The sequence below is a fragment of the Pseudomonas sp. EA_5y_Pfl2_R50 genome (assembly GCF_963970475.1).
In the GTDB taxonomy this organism is placed as follows: domain Bacteria; phylum Pseudomonadota; class Gammaproteobacteria; order Pseudomonadales; family Pseudomonadaceae; genus Aquipseudomonas.
Window position 1 is genome coordinate 603,692 of record NZ_CAXAPT010000002.1, and the last position, 19,281, is coordinate 622,972.

Consider the following 19,281-nt stretch of genomic DNA (forward strand, 5'->3'; position numbering starts at 1 on the left):
ATCTTCAGCGGCCTTACGGTTTTACCAGGCGCGCATCGAGGCTGTTTTGCGCCAGGCGCTTGGCCTGATCCTGGGTCATGCCCAGGTGCTCGTACAGCGCATGGAAGTTCTCGGTTACGTAACCACCGAAGTACGCCGGGTCATCGGAGTTCACCGTGACCTTCACGCCACGCTCGAGCATGTCGAGGATGTTGTGTTGCGACATGTGATCGAACACGCACAGTTTGGTGTTCGACAGCGGGCACACGGTCAGCGGGATCTGCTCGTCGATGATCCGCTGCATCAGACGCTCGTCTTCGATGGCGCGCACGCCGTGGTCGATACGCTGGATTTTCAGCAGGTCGATGGCTTCCCAGATGTACTCCGGCGGGCCTTCTTCGCCCGCGTGGGCAACGGTCAGGAAGCCTTCGTGACGGGCACGATCAAACACGCGCTGGAACTTGCTCGGCGGGTGGCCCATCTCGGAACTGTCGAGGCCGACAGCGACAAACGCGTCACGGAACGGCAGCGCCTGATCTAGGGTTTTCTCGGCTTCTTCTTCGCTCAGGTGACGCAGGAAGCTCAGGATCAATCCGCTGGTGATGCCCAGTTGCTGCTCACCATCCTTCAGCGCCGCGGCGATGCCGTTGAGCACCACTTCGAACGGAATGCCCCGGTCGGTGTGGGTCTGCGGGTCGAAGAACGGTTCGGTGTGAACCACGTTCTGTGCCTTGCAACGCAGCAGGTAGGCCCAGGTCAGGTCGTAGAAATCCTGCGAGGTGCGCAACACGTCGGCGCCCTGGTAATACAGGTCGAGAAATTCCTGCAGGTTGTTGAAGGCGTAGGCCTTGCGCAGGGTTTCCACATCGCTCCACGGCAGGGCGATCTTGTTGCGTTCGGCCAGGGCGAACAGCAGCTCGGGCTCGAGCGAGCCTTCGAGGTGCAGGTGCAGTTCAGCCTTGGGCAAGGCGTTGAGCCAGTCGTACATATTCTTTTCTCATCAGGTGCAATGACGGCATTCTACAGATGCGCGCCGAAACAATTGGCAAAACCTGACCAAGCGATCCATCACACGGCCTCCTGCTCACGCCGATAGGCGTAGGTATCGGCGAAGCGCGACAGCAGGAATTCGGCGCAAGTGGTCGTCGGATATTTGGCTGGGTGCTGTGCGTCCTGGCAACCGGGCAGGCATTCGATGCGGGTATCGGGGTGGGGTTCGGCGAAGAACGGCATCGAGTAACGGTCCACCCCGAGTGGACTGATCACCCGGTGCGGGGTCGAGCGATAACGGTCATTGCTCCAGCGCGCCATCATGTCGCCAAGGTTGACCACGAAGGTGCCGTCAATCGGCGGCGCGTCGATCCATTCGCCTTTGACGTTCTTCACTTGCAAGCCGCCGGCGCTGTCTTGGTAGAGCAGGGTGATACAGCCGTAATCGGTGTGCGCACCGGCGCCTTGCTGTTCGACGGAACTGGCGGTGTGGCGGGGCGGGTAATGGATCATGCGCAGGACGCTGACCGGATCAACGAAGCGGCTGTCGAAGAAATCACGTTCGATGTTCAACGCGATAGTCATCGCCCGCAGCAGGGTTTGCGCGAGGGCCTGCATGTCGAGGTAGTGCTGCTCCATCAATGCTTCCCAACCCGCTTGAGACGGATGCCGGTTGGGGCCGCGCAAGGGTTTTTCCGCGAGCACATCGGGGTGATTGGCCGGCAGGTGCAGGCCCATGTCGAAGGTTTCTTTCAGGTCGCTGGGTTTGTTCGGGTCGAGTTGCTCGGTGGCGATGGCGCCATAGCCGCGATGGTGGCGGGTCTGGGTGATGTCGATCCTGAGTTTTTCGGCAGCGGGCAGGGCGAAGAACCGTTGAGTCTGATCGAGCACCGCGTCGATGCGTTGCGGCGAGATCGGATGGCCCTTGATGTAGAAGAAGCCCCACTCGCGACAGGCGTGGTCGATTTGCTCGGCCACGGCGGGCCAGGCGTTTTCGTCGATGGAGTAGAGCGGGCTGATGTCGATGACCGGAAGCTGATCCATACACAATCCTTGAATACGCTGAAGATTCAACTGTGGGAGCGGGCTTGCTCGCGAAGGCGTCGTATCAGTTGAAACATGAGTTACCTGACACTTCGCTTTCGCGAGCAAGCCCGCTCCCACAGGGTTTTGTGTGATGAGTAAAAATTACTTCGGCATCTCGGCCTTCATGCCTTCAACGTAATAGTTCATCGACGCCAGTTCCGCCGTGGTCGCACTTACGCCCGCCGGGATTTTCACGGTGCCGGCCTGATCCTTGATCGGTCCGGTAAACGGCTGGAACGTACCGCTCTTGATGTCGGCAATGATCTGCTCGGCCTCGGCTTTCACGGGCGCCGGCACCAGATCGCTGATCGGCAGTTCAACCGTGCCTTCCTTCAGCCCGCCCCAGTAGTCCTGGGATTTCCACGTGTGGTCGATCACGCTTTGCGTCGCCTGAATGTAGTGCGGCGCCCAGTCGTTGACGATCGAGGTCAGCACCGCTTTCGGCCCGAAGTGGGCCATGTCCGAGGCGTAACCCACCGCGTACACGCCACGGCGTTCGGCAGCCTGGATCGGCGCCGGGCTGTCGGTGTGCTGGAACACCACGTCGACACCCTGATCGATCAGCGCGTTGGCGGCGTCGGCTTCCTTGCCCGGGTCGAACCATGAGTTGACCCACACCACTTTGATCTCGGTGCCGGGGTTGTACTTGTTCAGGGCCAGTTGAATGGCGTTGATGTCGCGGATCACTTCCGGGATCGGGAAGGAGGCGACATAGCCGATCTTCTTGGTCTTGGTCATCTTCGCCGCGAGGAAACCGCCGACGTAGCGGCCCTCATAAGTGCGCGCCAGGTAGGTGCCGAGGTTCTTGTCCTGCTTGTAGCCGGTGGCGTGCTCGAAAGTTACCTTGGGGAATTGCTTGGCGACTTTCAGTGTCGGGTTCATGTAGCCGAAGGAGGTGGTGAAGATCAGGTCGTACTTGTCCTTGGCCATGTTGCGGATCACCCGCTCGGCGTCGGCGCCTTCGGCAACGTTCTCGACGTAGTTGGTGGTGATCTGAGTGCCGAGTTTTTCCGCGAGGGCCTTGCGCCCCTGCTCATGCTGATACGTCCAGCCGTGGTCACCGATCGGGCCGATGTAGACGAAACCGACCTTCAGCGGATCGGCAGCGCTGGCGCTCAGGCTGATCCCCAGACCGAGGGCGGCGCACAGCAGTTTGTGCAGCGGACGTATTTGCATGAATTGGAGCTCCGTTTTGTTGTGTGTGGTCAGGGTCAATGCAAATTGCTGACCAATAGGACAACAAACCGGTTTGAAATCGTGTGAAGGCCTTCGCGAGCAGGCTCGCTCCCACATTCGAGCGCATTCCAATAAGGGAGCGGGCTTGCTCGCGAAGAGGCCGGTAAGGCCAATAAAAGGGCACCTGCCAAACTCGCTGCTATTCGCTGGTGCGCTAATGTGTAACGAAACGTTAGCGCCGCCCCGCAGTCAGTAGCTCATTCGCACTCTTCGGTACAAAGGCACGCCATGTTCTCGATCCTCAAGCAAGAAAGCTTTCTGCTCCTGGCAATCATCGCCGCGTGCGTCGCCTATCCGCTGGAACACTGGCTGTTGCACAGCGGCCAGATCGTCGCGCTGATCGGCGGTCTGGCGCTGATCGCCTTCATCGTCGCCGCCTCGATGCGTGTCGCCCATCAAGCCGAACTGCTCGCCGAAAAAGTCGGCGACCCCTACGGTACGATGATCCTGACCCTCGCTGCGGTGCTGGTGGAAGTGGTGATCCTCGCGATCATGATGAGCAACGAAGCCTCGGCCACGCTGGTGCGCGACACGATCTACTCGGCGGTGATGCTCGACATCAACGGCATCCTCGGCCTCGCCGCGCTGATGGGCGGGATCAAGCACGGTGAGCAGTCCTACAACGACGATTCGGCGCGCAGTTACAGCGTGATGATCCTCACCGCCATGGGCGTGTCGATGGTGGTGCCGGAATTCATTCCCGAAGCCAACTGGAAGATTTATTCGGCGTTCACCATCGGTGCGATGGTGGTGCTGTATGCCTTGTTCCTGCGCATGCAGGTCGGCCCGCACAGTTACTTTTTCAGCTACAGCTACCCGGACAAACGCCGCAAGAAAGAACCGAACGAGGAGGAGCCGAAACCGGTCAGCCTGGCATTGTCGATTGGCATTCTGGTGGCGGGCGTGGTGGTGATCGGCGCACTGGCTGAAGTGATGTCCAAGACCCTCGATCTGGGCCTGGAAGGCACGGGCGCGCCGCCGGTGATCACGGCGATTCTGGTGGCGGCGATTTCTGCGGCGCCGGAGATTCTGACTGCGTTGCGCGCGGCACTGGCTAACCGCATGCAATCGGTGGTGAACATTGCGATGGGCGCGTCGTTGTCGACGGTGATTCTGACCGTGCCGGTGATGGAAGCGATGGCGCTGTATACCGGCCAGCCGTTTCAGATGGCGATGACCCCGGTGCAGACGGTGATGATCTTCATCACGCTGATCGTCAGCGCGATCAACCTCAATGACGGCGAAACCAATGCCATCGAAGGCATGACGCACTTCGTATTGTTCGCTACCTTCATCATGCTGTCCCTACTGGGCCTTTAAGCCCACCACAAAACCCAATGTGGGAGCGGGCTTGCTCGCGAAGGCAGTGTGTCAGGCAATTCAATACCGACTGACACAACGCTTTCGCGAGCAAGCCCGCTCCCACAGTTTTGAACGACGGGGTCAGGTTCCGGCGATCAACTGACGGGCCGCCTGGCTGTGATCGGCGATCAGGCCTTTCAGGTCAAGGCCTTCAACCTGACCGTCGACCACACGCCACTTGCCACCAATCATCACCCGATCCGCACGATCGGCACCGCACAACAGCAGCGCCGAAACCGGATCGTGGCTGCCGGAGAAGCGCAGTTCATCAAGCTTGAACAGCGCCAGATCGGCCTGCTTGCCCACCGCCAGTTCGCCGATATCGGTACGCCCCAGCAAACTCGCAGACCCCTTGGTCGCCCAGCCCAGCACGCGTTCCGGGGTGATCTTCTCGGCGCCGTAACGCAGGCGCTGGATGTACAGCGCCTGGCGCGCTTCCAGGATCATGTTCGACGCATCGTTGGATGCCGAACCGTCGACGCCCAGACCGAACAACGCACCGGCATCGGTCAGTTCGATACTCGGGCATATGCCGGAGGCCAGGCGCATGTTCGAGCTCGGGCAATGACAGATACCGGTACCCGCCTGACCGAGGCGGGCGATTTCGTCCGGGTTGAAGTGGATGCCGTGCGCCAGCCAGGTGCGCGGGCCGAGCCAGCCGACACTGTCGAGATAATCGACGGTGCGCAGGCCGAAACGCTGCAGGCAGAAATCTTCTTCGTCGAGGGTTTCGGCCAAGTGCGTGTGCAGACGCACGTCGAGCTTGTTTGCCAGATCAGCACTGGCCGACATGATTTCCGGGGTCACCGAGAACGGCGAGCACGGCGCCAGCGCGATCTGGATCTGCGCGCCCTCGCCACGTTCGTGGTACTCGTGGATCAGGCGCTGACTGTCGTCGAGAATCACCTGGCCTTCCTGCACGGTCTGCTGCGGCGGCAGGCCGCCGTCTTTCTCGCCGAGGCTCATCGAACCGCGGGTGAGCATGGCGCGCATGCCCAGTTCACGCACGGTGTCGACTTGCACGTCGATGGCGTTTTCCAGACCGTCCGGGAACAGATAGTGATGGTCGGCTGCGGTGGTGCAACCCGACAGCAGCAGTTCGGCCAACGCGACTTTGGTGGCGAGCGCGAGTTTTTCAGGCGTCAGGCGCGCCCAGACCGGGTACAGGGTTTTCAGCCACGGGAACAATGGCTGATTGACCACCGGCGCCCAGGCGCGGGTAAGGGTTTGATAGAAGTGATGGTGGGTGTTGATCAGGCCCGGGAGGATCACATGCTCGCGGGCATCGAACACTTCATTGCACGGCGCCGACGGCTGTTGGCCGGCCGCCAGCACTTCGACGATGACACCGTCTTGCACGACAAGACCGCCACGGGCATCGAGCTCGTTGGAGGTGAAAATGGCGAGGGGATTTTTTAACCAGGTACGGGTCGCGGGCATGTTGCCGGCTCCTCTGAAAGTTGGGTTCAGGGTTGCCAGCTCAGTGATGCCCTGTCTGCTGATCCAGGGTCGCCGCGGGGACGAGGTGCGCAGTTTCAAACAAATTGTTGCATCGGGCAAGCCCAACCCGACCATTCACCACACAACCCCCTGTGGGAGCGGGCTTGCTTGCGAAAGCAGTGTGTCAGGCAATTCAATACCGACTGACACGACGCTTTCGCGAGCAAGCCCGCTCCCACATTGGGATCTTCAGTGTTTACCAGGGAATGGTTTCGCCCTTGTAGTTGATGAAGTGATGGCCGCCCTTGCCGGTATACGCATTCACCTGATCAATCAGCCCACGGGTGCTGGTCTCGACGTCCAGGTCGGCCCCGTCACCGCCCATGTCCGTTTTCACCCAGCCCGGATGCAGCGAGAGCACCGTCATCTTCTGCTCGCCCAACTGCGTGACAAAACTGTTGGTCATCGAATTCAGCGCAGCCTTGCTCGCCTTGTACAGCGCCAGTTCCGGCGCGTCTGGCACGGTCACGCTGCCCAGTCCGGAGCTCATGAACGCCAGCACGCCGCTGCCATCACGAATCTGCCCGACAAACCGCTGGGCCAGATTGATCGGCGCCACGGCGTTGGTGAAAAACAGCTGACCGACTTCCGCCAATGTCGCGCCGCCCGGGGTCTGATCGACCGGGCCTTTGACCCCGGCGTTGACGAACAGCAGGTCAAAGGTTTCGCCCTTGAGCTGTTGGCTCAGGGCAATCACCGCTTGCTGGTCATCCATGTCGAGCTTCTCGATCCGCACCTTGCCCAGCGCTTGCAGCGCCTCGGCGTTTTGCGGATTGCGCACGGTGGCGGTGACCTGCCAGCCGTCGGCCAGCAATGTTTTCACCAGACCGAGGCCCAGGCCCCGGGAGGCGCCGATGATCAGTGCGTTTTTTACAGACATGATGGGCTTCCTTGATGAATGAGGATCATGGATTCAATGGACAGGCCTGACCGAGGCGGAGTTGCGATCGCTGACGCAGCGCGTCGAGCTCGCTCATTCGGGTTTCGATCAGTTGCAGCTTGTCGCGCAGCAATTGCGCCACCGCGTTGTCCGGGGCGGGGGCGATCCACAAGGCGGCGACGCTGTTGCCGATTTCGCCCAGGGTAAATCCCAGACGTTGCGCGGTTTTGATGTAGAGCACCAGTTGCAGCATTTGCGGCGGATAGTCGCGGTAACCGTTGGCTCTGCGTTGCGCCGCGATCAGGCCGCGCTGCTCGTAGAAGCGCAGGGTGTCACGGCTGACGGCGCTGGCCTGGGCTAATTCACCGATGCGCATGGCGGCTCTCGAAAAGGGCGATTGACCTTGGAGCATACTCCAGGCTTTACCGTGCTTGCTCCCTGAATTTCCGGAGCAAGGATGATGTGGACTTCAACGCAGTATCGCAACGTGGTGCGCGGCAGCGCCTGGTACGACCTGATCGTCACGGCAGCGTTTGCCACGCCGTGGAGTTTTGCTTTTTTTCACGACTGGTTGACTGCACTGGACATCCCTGGCGAACTGCGGATGTTTTAGCCTGTGCACATCCGCAGGCGTGGGGCGTTGCTCAGGTCTTGCCTGTGAGTAAGTCTTCGCCAGCAGGCTCGCGAAGAGGCCCGCCCCAACCATAATTAATGCCCTGCCTGCCAAGGCTGCCCCAGCGAGACCGGCGCATACAGCCGCGTGCGCAGCGCATCCCGCGACAACAGCACCAACACCACAATCGTCGCCACATACGGCAGCATCGCCAGCAGACTCGACGCAATCGCCAGCCCCAACCCTTGCGCCACCAGATGCAGGATGCTGGCGAGGCCAAACAGGTACGCCCCGAGCAACAACCGCCACACTCGCCAACTGGCAAACACCACCAGCGCCAAGGCAATCCAGCCGCGCCCAGCGGTCATGTTTTCCGCCCACATCGGCGTGTACGCCAGCGACAGATAAGCCCCGGCCAGCCCGGCCATCGCTCCGCCAAACAGCACCGCGAGCGTGCGCACGGTCAACACCGGCAAGCCCATTGCGCTGGCTGCATCCGGGTTTTCCCCGACCGCCTGAATGATCAGCCCGACACGACTTTTGATGATCACCCACGCCACCAGCGCAAATAGCGCAAACGACAGGTACACCAGCAGATCCTGGGCAAACAGCATCCGCCCGATCAACGGGATCTCACTCAGATAAGGAATCGCCAAAGGCTCGAAACCGGCCAGCGGTTTGCCAACCCATGCAGCACCGACGAAAGTTGAAAGGCCCACGCCAAAAATCGTCAGGGCCAGTCCAGTCGCCACCTGATTGGCGTTGAACACCAGCGCCACCAAGGCAAACAGCGATGACAGCAGCATCCCGGCGAGCATCGCCAGCACCACACCGAGCCACAGGTTGCCGCTGTTCAGCGCGACGATAAATCCGATCACCGCGCCAAACAGCATCATGCCTTCCTGCCCGAGGTTGAGCACGCCGCTCTTCTCGCAGATCAACTCACCCAGCGCCACCAGCAACAGCGGTGTGCCGCAACGCACCATGGCGTAGAAAATATTGCTCAACAGATCGATATCCATCACAGCGCTCCGGCGGTTACGGCAGTGGTCGAAGTGCGCTTGACCCAGCGCAGGCTCAGGCGTGGCCGATAGAGAATCAGCACGTCACAGGCGAGCAGGAAAAACAGCATCATTCCCTGGAACAGCTGAGTGATGGCTTGCGGCAGATTGAGGGTCATTTGCGCGCTCTCGCCCCCGATGTACAGCAGTGCCATCAGCAGACTGGAGAACAGAATCCCGATCGGATTCAGACGCCCGAGAAACGCCACAGTGATCGCCGCATAGCCATAACCCGGCGACACTTGCGGCACCAGTTGACCTATCGGCCCGGTGACCTCGCAAACCCCGGCAAGTCCCGCCAAACCGCCGCTGATCAGCAGCGCGAGCCAGATCAAACGCTTTTCGCGAAAGCCGACAAACCCCGCTGCACGCTTGTCCAGGCCGAGCACTTTGATCTGGAACCCGACAAAACTTTTCTGCAGCAACACCCACACTGCTACCAGCGCGAGCAGGGCGAAATACACCCCGGCATGCACGCGACCATCCTCCATCAACAGCGGCAAACGGCTGGCGTCGCCGAACATCGCCGACTCGGGAAAGTTGTACCCGGCCGGGTCCTTCAGCGGCCCGTGCACGCAGAACAGCAACAGGTTCAGGGCGATGTAATTGAGCATGATGCTGGTGAGGATTTCGTTGGCGTTGAAACGCGTGCGCAACCAAGCGGTCAGTCCGGCCCACGCGGCGCCGGCGAGGGTGCCGGTGAGCAGGATCAGCGCCAATGCCCAACGGCTTTGCATGTCGATGATGTGCACCGCCAAGGCACTGCCGGCCAGTGCGCCGAGCAGCAGTTGGCCTTCGGCGCCGATGTTCCAGATCCGTGCCTGATAGGCCACGGCCAGACCGAGTGCGCACAGCAGAATAGGCAGCGCTTTGACCAGCCATTCGGAGACGCCGTACAAATCGCTGATCGGCGCGATCAGCAAAGTGTGCAAGGTTTGCAGCGGGTCGTGCCCGAGGGCGATGAACAGCAGCGAGCCGCAACCAAGCGTCAGCACAGCCGCCAGTAACGGTGAGCACCACAGCATCAGGCGCGATTGCTGGCCACGGGGTTCGAGGGAAAGCAGCATGGTGAAAACTCCGTTAAACCGTGGCAGCGGAAGGTGAGTGGTCGAACTGGCCGGCCATCCAGCCACCGACATCGCTGAGTTGTGTGTCGCCGGTGTTGTGCAGCGTCGACAGACGGCCGCTGCACAACGCGCCGAGGCGGTCGCTGATCTGGAACAGTTCGTCGAGGTCCTCGGAAATCACCAGGATCGCCGCGCCAGCATCACGCAATGCGATCAAGGCACGGTGAATGGTGGCGGCGGCACCGACGTCCACGCCCCAGGTCGGGTGCGCGGCGATCAACAGTTTCGGACGCTGGAGGATTTCCCGACCGAGGATGAATTTCTGCAAGTTACCGCCAGACAAACTCCGCGCGGCGGTTTGCGTGTCCGGGGTCTTCACGCCGAAGCGCTGGATGATCTGTTGGGCGAGCGCTTCGACTTTGCTGCGCTCGATCAAACCGCAGTTGACCAAACCTTGTTGAAAAGCGGTGAGCAGGGCGTTGTCCGCCAGGCTCAACTCTGGCACTGCGCCGTGACCGAGGCGCTCGGCCGGGACGAATGCCAGCCCGCGTTTGCGCCGCGCGTCCGGGCGCAAATCGGCGACCGCCTGATCCTCGAAACGAATGGTTGCCGCCTCGGCGCGGGGCAGGGTGCGTTCGCCGCTGAGCAGTGCGAGCAATTCATCTTGACCATTGCCCGCTACACCGGCGATGCCGACGATTTCTCCGCTGCGCACCTGCAACTCGATGCCTGTCAGCGAGCAGCCAAACGGATCGGGGTTGTGCCAACTCAATCCGCTGACCTGCAGGAACGCCGCGCCGCCGCTGACCTTCGGATAATCGCCAATCAGCGTCGCCGCTTCGCCGACCATCAACTGCGCCAGTTGCTGATCGGTGCATTGCGCCGGCAGGCAATGGCCGGCCATGCGCCCGCTGCGCAACACGGTGGCGCTGTGGCATAACGCGCGCACCTCCGCGAGCTTGTGGCTGATAAATAGAATGCTGCACCCCTCGGCGGCAAGGCGGCGCAGGGTGATGAACAAATCGTCGGCCTCCTGTGGTGTCAGCACTGAAGTCGGTTCGTCGAGAATCAGCAAGCGGATGTCCTGCATCAGGCAGCGAACGATCTCCACCCGTTGCCGTTCGCCAATCGACAGGCTGTGGACAAGTCGCTCCGGCTCCAGCGCCATGCCATAGCGCCGCGAGACTTCGCGAATTTTCGGTTCCAGTTGTTTCGGTGTGCCGGCCGCAGCGCCCATGGCCAAGGCAATGTTCTGCGCCACGCTAAGGGTTTCAAACAGCGAGAAATGCTGGAACACCATGCCGATGCCCAACTGCCGCGCCTGGGCCGGGTTGCGAATGTCGACCCTTTGGCCCTGCCAGAGCACGTCGCCCGTGTCGGCCTGAGTGACGCCGTAGATAATCTTCATCAAGGTGCTTTTGCCTGCGCCGTTCTCGCCGAGCAGTGCGTGGATTTCACCGGGGGCGATGCTCAGATCAATGGCGTCGTTGGCCAGACAACCGGGGTAGCGTTTGCTGATGTGGCGCAGTTGCAGGCGCGGAATTTCGGGAGCGATGGACATGACAGGCTCGACTTGCTTGGAGTTGTGCCTGTGGATAAAGCAATTTCCTGGCCATTGAGTCAGGAACTCGCCCGGGCCTTGCCCGTTAGCGCTTGGCGCAGAGCATCGAAGACAACATCGGTGGAACTCGCGGCACCAATTCAGAGCGAAACCGTTGATCGAGCTCCAGTTTTGGTCGTCGGCAACTGATCAAAAAACGAACAACTCGCCGGGGGCTAGGCGGAGTCGGCGACTGCGCCCGTCATGAACGGGTTATCCACAGGTTGCTCCACAGTATTTGTGCGCAAGCCGCGAACCCGGGCATAAGCATTGCGGTGCTTTCTTCTAATAGTGATAAACGATGCTAACTGATTGTTTCTACTTGGGAATTACATTTTTTCTGGCGAATTGAACGAAAAGTGAACAAATCGCGCAAAGCCACGTGACAGAAGGGTTACAGCGGTATGTGCTCAGGTTATCCACAGTCGGATACACAGCGGATGTGGGCAAGTCTGGGGAATGAGGAAAACAGGAATGCCCTAAAAGATCGCAGCGTTCCGCTGCGCCTGGAGCGGAACGCATTTCGAGTGAGCTGCGCAAGGCTGCGATCTTTTGATCTTCTATCGCTGAAGCAGAATTCGCCCACGGCTCAAATCAGCAAGCTGCGATTGCAAGACATCGATCTGCGCCTCACCGACTGCCAACTTCAGCTCAACGCCATTGGCGGTGAAGTTTTCCTCCACCACTAACCCGCCCAGATCGGCCACACGCAATTTCACCAACGCCAGTTCGGCAAAACCGCAAGCACAACCCAGCGGCACCCGGCTGATCAACTCGACCTTGGCCGCCGTCTGCAGACACTTGTTCGCTCCGCCGCCATAGGCCCGAGCCAAACCGCCCGTGCCCAGTTGAATACCGCCGTACCAGCGAATTACCAGCACCGCGACCTGATCGCAATCCTGCGCTTCAATTGCCGCGAGAATCGGTCGTCCCGCCGTGCCGCCCGGTTCTCCATCATCGTTGCTGCGATATTGATCGCCGAGTTTCCATGCCCAGCAATTGTGCGATGCGTTCAAATCGCTGTGCTGTTCCAAGAACACTTGCGCATCAGCAGGGCTGCCAATCGGCGTGGCGAAGGTGATAAAGCGGCTTTTGCGAATCTCTTCGCGGTATTCGCAAAAGCCGCTGAGGGTGAAAGGCATAATCGTCTTATAGAGGAGGAGTGAGGCCGCAGCCTTTGAGAATGATGCGGATCAGGTTGTCGCCGGCGTCTTCCATGTCCTGCTTGGTCAGCTTGCTGCGACCGGTGACGCGGCAGATCTGCGTGGCGAAATCAGCGTAATGCTGTGTGCTGCCCCAGAGCAGGAAGATCAGGTGCACCGGATCGATCGGGTCCATTTTGCCCGCATCGATCCACGCCTGGAACACCGCCGCACGGCCAGTAAACCAGGCGCGGTAGTCCTGATTGAAATATTCGGTGAGGCATTCGCCGCCGCTGATCACTTCCATCGCAAAGATTCGCGAGGCTTGCGGCTGGCGCCGGGAGAATTCCATTTTCGCGCGAATGTAGCGGGTCAGCGCTTCGGCCGGATCGTCCTCGGCGGTGAGGGTGTTGAAGGTGCTGTCCCACAGTTCGATGATGTTGCTCAGCACCGCCACGTACAAACCGAGTTTGTTGGTGAAGTAGTAATGCAGGTTCGCCTTGGGCAATCCGGCATTCTGGGCGATGGTGTTCATGCTGGTGCCTTTGTACCCGTGACGGGCGAACTCGTCTTCGGCGGCTTTGAGGATGGTCTCTTCGTTTTTCTGACGAATGCGGCTGGCGGGTTTGCCGCCGTGGGCTGGGACTTCAAAGGTCATAGGCACTTCCGGGATTGTCTGTGGGTGCAACCAAGTTGCGTTGATAGCGCACCCACAGGCATCCGACAAGTCCTTGCGCGATAAAACCGTTACGCCTGTTCGGTCTTGTTCAGTGGAGCATGCACCTCAGCGACGAGGGGTTTTGCCTCCGGCAGCAGCAGGCAGAGGAAAATGGCCGTCAACCCGCCGCTGGTGATGGCCGAGTCGAACAGGTTCTGCACCAGTTTCGGCATCAGGTGCAACAGCCCCGGCTGCGCGGCGATACCGAGGCCGACGCCGAACGAGGTGGCAATGATCAACATACTGCGCCGATCCAGCGGCGACTGCGCGAGGATACGCACGCCGGCAGCGGCCACGGCGCCGAACATCACCAACGTTGCGCCGCCGAGCACCGGTTTCGGAATCTGTTGCAGCACCGCGCCGATCATCGGGAACAGGCCGAGACAGAACAGGATCGCGCCGATGTACAGGCCAACGTAGCGGCTGGCGACGCCGGTCAACTGGATTACGCCGTTGTTTTGCGCGAACGTGGTGTTGGGAAAGGCGCTGAAGGTGGCGGCGATCATGCAGCTCACGCCATCGCCGAGCACTCCGCCACGCAGGCGGCTTATATAAGAAGGGCCGCTGATGGGTTGGCGCGCGAGCATGCAGTTGGCGGTGAGGTCGCCGACGGTTTCGATGGTGCTGATCAGATAAATCAGCGCGACCGGCAGGAAAGCTGTCCAGTCGAAGCTGAAGCCAAACTTGAACGGCGCAGGAATACTCACCAGCGGCAAGTCAGGCAACGGCTGCGGGATCAGTTTCCCACTGAACCAGGCGGCCAGACTGCCGACGACCAGACCGATGATGATCGCCGATAGCCTTACCCATGGCGTATTCGAGCGGTTGAGCAGAATGATCGTCAGCAACACAAATACGCCCAGCGCCAGGTTGCCCGGTGCGCCGAAATCTGCAGCGTTGAAGCCACCACCCAGGTCAGTGATGCCGACCTTGATCAGACTGATGCCGATCAGCGTAATGACGATGCCAGTCACCAGCGGCGTGACCACGCGACGTAATTGACCGATGAAGCGACTGAGCACGATCTGCACAATCGCGCCGAAGAAACACACGCCAAAGACCATCGCCAGAATGTCTTCCGGGCTGCCGCCACGCTGCTTGACCACAAACCCCGCCGACAGCACCGCTCCGAGAAAGGCAAAACTGGTGCCCTGTAAACAGATCATCCCCGCGCCAATGCCGAACGGCCGCCGCGCCTGAATAAAGGTGCCGACCCCGGAGACCATCAGCGCCATGCTGATCAGGTAGGGCAGATGCGCGGTCAAACCGAGCGCCGAGCCAATCACCAGCGGTGGGGTGATGATGCCAACGAAGCTGGCGAGTACATGTTGCAGCGCAGCGAGAATCGCGGCGAGCGGTTTGGGGCGGTCGTTGAGGCCGTAGATCAGGTCGCTGGACGGTGCGGAATCTGGCTGCATGGTTCAGGGCTTCTTGTTGAAAAATCGAGGTTGATCCTTCTTTGCAAAAAGCTGTCCACTTGCTCAGGTTATTGGCCGGATTTTTCGCCAAGGCCCAGCGCTGGCGCGCCTTGGAGGATTTTCACCGCGTCGCTGCAAGACTCTCCAAAAAACTCTCCAGCACCAAATGAGGGCGCCGGCCCTTGCGCGTGACCGATGCGAGGCTCAGGTCGTAGAAACGTGTCTGGGATTTCAGGGCACGCAACCGACCTTGCTGCACCCAGAGACTGGCGTAGTGATCCGGCAAATAGCCAATGTAGCGCCCGGTGAGGATCAGAAACGCCATGCCCTCGCGGTCGGAAGCACTGGCCGTGCAATTGAGCGCCTGGTAATGCGCCTGAATGTCTGCCGGCAAGCGAAACGTCGGGGCAATCGCGTCCTGACTGTTAAGGCGTTCGTCATCGAGCTGTTTGTCATCGACGTAAAACAGCGGATGACCGACTGCGCAGTAAAGCAGCGAACGCTCACTGTACAGCGGCTGATATTCCAACCCCGACAACGCACTGGCCTGTGGCACCACGCCGACATGCAGGCGGCCATCAAGCACACCTTGCTCAACTTCGTTCGGCGCAATCATGCGGATCTGAATCTGCACATCCGGCCCGCGCTCCTTCAGTTGGGCGAGGGCGTGGGTGATGCGCATGTGGGGGAGCGTGACGAGGTTGTCGGTCAGGCCAATGATCAGCTCGCCACGCAAATGCTGGTGCAGGCCGTTGACCTCGGTGCGAAAACTTTCCAGCGCACTCAAGAGTTGCAGCGCCGATTGATAGACCTCGCGACCTTCCTCGGTCAGCGAGAATCCGGCGCGTCCGCGTTGGCACAAGCGTAAACCGAGGCGTTGCTCGAGATCGCTCATCTGTTGGCTGATCGCCGAGCGTCCGATGCCGAGCACGGTTTCCGCTGCGGAGAAACCGCCACACTCGACCACGCTGCGAAAAATCCTCAGCAGGCGAATGTCAAAGTCACTGACCTGGGACAGCGGATCGGGGCGGCGGCTGCTCATCTTATTGTTCTCATTGTTTAGCAAACCTCTAACTGAAGGTTAGAAGAGTTGAATTTCACCGACTTTATCCCCGTGGCAATTTAGCTGCAAGAACGCTTTTCATCTCCCTGACGCTTATGCCCTGCGAGGTTTTGCCCGATGAACATGCCTGAAAACGCGCCGTCGCCACTGGCCAGCCAACTGAAGCTGGACGCACACTGGATGCCGTACACTGCCAACCGTAACTTCCAGCGCGATCCGCGTTTGATCGTTGGCGCCGAAGGCAGCTGGCTGATCGACGACAAGGGCCGCAAGGTATATGACTCGCTGTCCGGTCTGTGGACCTGCGGCGCGGGTCACACCCGCAAGGAAATTCAGGAAGCGGTCTCCAAACAGTTAGGCACCCTCGATTACTCGCCGGGCTTCCAGTACGGCCACCCGTTGTCGTTCCAACTGGCCGAGAAGATCACTGAGCTGACCCCTGGCAACCTCAATCATGTGTTCTTCACTGACTCCGGTTCCGAGTGTGCTGACACCGCAGTGAAAATGGTGCGTGCCTACTGGCGCCTGAAAGGGCAGTCGACCAAGACCAAAATGATCGGCCGTGCCCGTGGTTACCATGGCGTGAACATCGCCGGCACCAGCCTCGGCGGCGTCAACGGCAACCGCAAACTGTTCGGTCAGGCGATGATGGATGTCGATCATCTGCCGCACACTTTGCTGGCGAGCAATGCGTTCTCCCGTGGCATGCCTGAGCAGGGCGGTATCGCGCTGGCCGATGAACTGCTGAAGCTGATCGAACTGCACGATGCGTCGAACATCGCTGCGGTATTCGTCGAGCCTATGGCCGGTTCTGCCGGCGTGCTGGTTCCGCCGCAGGGTTACCTGAAACGTCTGCGCGAGATCTGCGATCAGCACAACATCCTGCTGGTGTTCGACGAAGTGATCACCGGTTTCGGTCGTACCGGCACCATGTTCGGCGCCACCACCTTCGGCGTCACCCCGGACCTGATGTGCATCGCCAAGCAAGTCACCAACGGTGCGATCCCGATGGGCGCAGTGATTGCCAGCTCCGAGATCTACCAGACGTTCATGAACCAGCCGACCCCGGAATACGCCGTGGAATTCCCGCACGGTTACACCTATTCGGCGCACCCGGTGGCTTGTGCCGCGGGCTTGGCGGCACTCGACCTGCTACAAAAGGAAAACCTGGTGCAGAGCGTCGCCGAAGTCGCGCCGCATTTTGAAAACGCGCTGCACGGTCTGAAGGGTTCGAAGAACGTTATCGACATCCGCAACTTCGGCCTGGCCGGTGCGATCCAGATTGCCCCGCGTGACGGCGACGCCATCGTGCGTCCGTTCGAGGCGGGCATGGCCCTGTGGAAAGCCGGGTTCTACGTGCGCTTCGGCGGCGACACCCTGCAGTTCGGCCCAACTTTCAACAGCAAGCCGCAAGACCTTGATCGTCTGTTCGACGCGGTCGGCGAAGTGCTGAACAAGCTCGACTGATTTTTCCTTCTATATATACCTACAAAAACGGGCATGCCTTAACGGCTGCCCGTAGACAAGAATTCAGGAGTTTTCGATGAGCGTTATCCCGCATTTGATCAATGGTGAACTGGTGACCGAGAACGGTCGCGCGGTTGATGTGTTCAACCCGTCCACCGGTCAGGCGATCCACAAGTTGCCGCTGGCCAGCCAGGCGACCATCCAGAAAGCCATTGATGCCGCCAAAGCGGCGTTCCCGGCGTGGCGCAACACGCCACCGGCCAAGCGCGCCCAAGTGATGTTCCGCTTCAAGCAACTGCTGGAGCAGAACGAAGCGCGCATCTCGCAGTTGATCAGCGAAGAACACGGCAAGACCCTCGAAGACGCCGCCGGTGAATTGAAGCGCGGCATCGAGAACGTCGAGTTCGCCTGCGCTGCGCCGGAAATCCTCAAGGGCGAATACAGCCGCAACGTCGGCCCGAACATTGACGCATGGTCGGACTTCCAGCCGCTGGGCATCGTGGCCGGTATCACCCCGTTCAACTTCCCGGCCATGGTGCCACTGTGGATGTACCCGCTGGCGATCGTCTGCGGCAACTGCTTCATCCTCAAACCGTCCGAGCGCGATCCAAGCTCGACACTGCTGATTGCTCAGTTGCTGCTGGAAGCCGGTCTGCCAAAAGGCGTGATGAGCGTGGTACACGGTGACAAGACTGCGGTGGACGCGCTGATCGAAGCGCCGGAAGTCAAAGCGCTGAGCTTCGTCGGTTCGACGCCGATTGCTGAATACATCTATGCCGAAGGCACCAAGCGCGGCAAGCGCGTGCAAGCACTGGGCGGCGCGAAGAACCATGCGGTATTGATGCCGGATGCAGATCTGGATAACGCGGTCAGCGCACTCATGGGCGCGGCGTATGGTTCGTGCGGTGAGCGTTGCATGGCGATTTCGGTTGCAGTGTGTGTGGGCGATCAGGTCGCGGACGCGCTGGTAGCGAAACTGGTTCCACAGATTCAGGCACTGAAAATCGGTGCGGGCACTTCGTGCGGTCTGGACATGGGCCCTCTGGTGACGGGGCAGGCGCGGGACAAAGTCAGCGGGTATGTCGATGACGGCGTGGCCGCAGGCGCGACTCTGGTGGTCGATGGTCGTGGTCTCAGCGTCGCGGGTCACGAAGAAGGCTTCTTCCTCGGTGGCTGCCTGTTCGACAACGTCACCCCAGAGATGCGCATCTATAAAGAAGAGATCTTCGGGCCGGTGCTGTGCGTGGTTCGAGTGAACAGTCTGGAAGAGGCCATGCAACTGATCAACGATCACGAGTACGGCAACGGCACCTGCATCTTCACCCGTGACGGTGAAGCGGCGCGTCTGTTCTGCGATGAGATCGAAGTAGGCATGGTTGGCGTCAACGTGCCGCTGCCGGTACCCGTGGCTTACCACAGCTTCGGCGGTTGGAAGCGTTCGCTGTTCGGCGACTTGCACGCTTATGGTCCGGATGGTGTGCGGTTCTACACCCGTCGCAAGGCAATTACGCAGCGCTGGCCGCAGCGTGCGAGCCACGAGGCTTCGCAATTTGCATTCCCTAGCTTGTAAGTAGAGGGGCAGTGCAGCGAAGGCCGACCCGTTGGGGCGGCCTTCGTGTTTTCGGGGTTTTTTGACCGATATGACAGAATTATGAAAATAGGTGTTGACGGCAGATTTCAGATGTCTATAATTCGCCCCACTTCCGGCGCAGTCGAAACGGAAAACTCCTTGAGATTCAATGAGTTATTTAGGTTTCGGCAGCAGGTTGCTTCAGTTCATCGAAGTCGAAAGGAAGTTGAAAAAGAGGTGTTGACAGCAGCGTGTAACGCTGTAGAATTCGCCTCCCGCTGACGAGAGATCGGAAGCGCAAGTGGTTGAAGTTATTGAAGAATTCTTCGAAAGCTTCTGAAAATAATCACTTGACAGCAAATGAGGCTGCTGTAGAATGCGCGCCTCGGTTGAGACGAAAGGTCTTAACCAACCGCTCTTTAACAACTGAATCAAGCAATTCGTGTGGGTGCTTGTGGAGTCAGACTGATAGTCAACAAGATTATCAGCATCACAAGTTACTCCGCGAGAAATCAAAGATGTAACCAAC

17 protein-coding genes are annotated in these 19,281 nt (G+C 59.9%); 4 read left to right on the forward strand and 13 right to left on the reverse strand.

What is annotated here, in order from left to right; all coding sequences use genetic code 11:
• Positions 1–13: 13 nt before the first annotated feature.
• The 3 genes from AACY19_RS05875 to AACY19_RS05885 form a co-directional block, all read right to left on the reverse strand.
• On the reverse strand, positions 14–967 hold the full coding sequence (locus AACY19_RS05875) for an adenosine deaminase (RefSeq protein WP_339448855.1): 954 nt from the start codon (positions 965–967) through the stop codon (positions 14–16).
• Positions 968–1,047: 80 nt separating this feature from the next.
• On the reverse strand, positions 1,048–2,013 hold the full coding sequence (locus tag AACY19_RS05880; protein ID WP_339448857.1) for a 2-oxoglutarate and iron-dependent oxygenase domain-containing protein: 966 nt from the start codon (positions 2,011–2,013) through the stop codon (positions 1,048–1,050).
• A gap of 144 nt (positions 2,014–2,157) precedes the next feature.
• Entirely contained in the window at positions 2,158–3,231 is a 1,074-nt protein-coding gene (locus AACY19_RS05885; RefSeq protein WP_339448858.1) for a BMP family ABC transporter substrate-binding protein, read from the reverse strand.
• A gap of 288 nt (positions 3,232–3,519) precedes the next feature.
• Between AACY19_RS05885 and AACY19_RS05890 the strand changes: the two genes are divergently transcribed.
• Entirely contained in the window at positions 3,520–4,611 is a 1,092-nt protein-coding gene (locus tag AACY19_RS05890; protein ID WP_339448859.1) for a calcium:proton antiporter, read from the forward strand.
• Positions 4,612–4,734: 123 nt separating this feature from the next.
• Here AACY19_RS05890 and AACY19_RS05895 read toward each other — a convergent pair whose 3' ends face one another.
• The 3 genes from AACY19_RS05895 to AACY19_RS05905 all read right to left on the reverse strand — a co-directional run bounded on the left by AACY19_RS05895 (position 4,735) and on the right by AACY19_RS05905 (position 7,409).
• Positions 4,735–6,093: an 8-oxoguanine deaminase gene (locus AACY19_RS05895; protein WP_339448861.1), complete on the reverse strand. Its 1,359-nt coding sequence runs from the start codon at positions 6,091–6,093 to the stop codon at positions 4,735–4,737.
• A gap of 256 nt (positions 6,094–6,349) precedes the next feature.
• Positions 6,350–7,033 (reverse strand): SDR family oxidoreductase, encoded by a 684-nt coding sequence (locus AACY19_RS05900; RefSeq protein WP_445262287.1) that lies wholly within the window; start codon positions 7,031–7,033, stop codon positions 6,350–6,352.
• Positions 7,034–7,058: 25 nt separating this feature from the next.
• Positions 7,059–7,409 carry a MerR family transcriptional regulator gene (locus AACY19_RS05905; protein WP_339448863.1) on the reverse strand — a complete coding sequence of 117 codons (351 nt, stop codon included), beginning with the start codon at positions 7,407–7,409 and terminating at the stop codon, positions 7,059–7,061.
• An 84-nt stretch (positions 7,410–7,493) separates the two neighbouring features.
• On the opposite strand from AACY19_RS05905, the gene AACY19_RS05910 reads away from it, so the two are divergent.
• Complete coding sequence (locus tag AACY19_RS05910) at positions 7,494–7,646, forward strand: hypothetical protein (protein ID WP_339448907.1); 153 nt, start codon at positions 7,494–7,496, stop codon at positions 7,644–7,646.
• Between the two features lie 95 nt (positions 7,647–7,741).
• Here the strand turns inward: AACY19_RS05910 and AACY19_RS05915 are convergent, their stop codons facing one another.
• The 7 genes from AACY19_RS05915 to AACY19_RS05945 all read right to left on the reverse strand — a co-directional run bounded on the left by AACY19_RS05915 (position 7,742) and on the right by AACY19_RS05945 (position 15,694).
• Positions 7,742–8,668, reverse strand: coding sequence for an ABC transporter permease (locus tag AACY19_RS05915; protein WP_339448865.1), 927 nt, complete (start codon positions 8,666–8,668; stop codon positions 7,742–7,744).
• Positions 8,668–9,774 carry an ABC transporter permease gene (locus AACY19_RS05920; protein ID WP_339448867.1) on the reverse strand — a complete coding sequence of 369 codons (1,107 nt, stop codon included), beginning with the start codon at positions 9,772–9,774 and terminating at the stop codon, positions 8,668–8,670. Before AACY19_RS05920 ends, AACY19_RS05915 begins: the two co-directional genes overlap by 1 nt.
• 13 nt (positions 9,775–9,787) lie before the next feature.
• Entirely contained in the window at positions 9,788–11,335 is a 1,548-nt protein-coding gene (locus AACY19_RS05925) for an ABC transporter ATP-binding protein (RefSeq protein WP_339448869.1), read from the reverse strand.
• Between the two features lie 599 nt (positions 11,336–11,934).
• Positions 11,935–12,516 carry an IMPACT family protein gene (locus AACY19_RS05930; RefSeq protein ID WP_339448871.1) on the reverse strand — a complete coding sequence of 194 codons (582 nt, stop codon included), beginning with the start codon at positions 12,514–12,516 and terminating at the stop codon, positions 11,935–11,937.
• A gap of 7 nt (positions 12,517–12,523) precedes the next feature.
• Entirely contained in the window at positions 12,524–13,174 is a 651-nt protein-coding gene (locus AACY19_RS05935) for a TetR/AcrR family transcriptional regulator (RefSeq protein ID WP_339448873.1), read from the reverse strand.
• Between the two features lie 89 nt (positions 13,175–13,263).
• The gene (locus AACY19_RS05940) at positions 13,264–14,652 is read right to left on the reverse strand and encodes a uracil-xanthine permease family protein (RefSeq protein ID WP_339448875.1); all 1,389 of its coding nucleotides are present in this window, start codon (positions 14,650–14,652) and stop codon (positions 13,264–13,266) included.
• 121 nt (positions 14,653–14,773) lie between these two features.
• The gene (locus AACY19_RS05945) at positions 14,774–15,694 is read right to left on the reverse strand and encodes a LysR family transcriptional regulator (protein WP_339448877.1); all 921 of its coding nucleotides are present in this window, start codon (positions 15,692–15,694) and stop codon (positions 14,774–14,776) included.
• A 138-nt stretch (positions 15,695–15,832) separates the two neighbouring features.
• Here AACY19_RS05945 and AACY19_RS05950 point away from each other — a divergent pair, with 138 nt between their 5' ends.
• Complete coding sequence (locus AACY19_RS05950; RefSeq protein WP_339448878.1) at positions 15,833–17,182, forward strand: aspartate aminotransferase family protein; 1,350 nt, start codon at positions 15,833–15,835, stop codon at positions 17,180–17,182.
• Between the two features lie 76 nt (positions 17,183–17,258).
• Entirely contained in the window at positions 17,259–18,752 is a 1,494-nt protein-coding gene (locus tag AACY19_RS05955) for a CoA-acylating methylmalonate-semialdehyde dehydrogenase (RefSeq protein ID WP_339448879.1), read from the forward strand.
• The last annotated feature ends 529 nt before the right edge of the window (positions 18,753–19,281 follow it).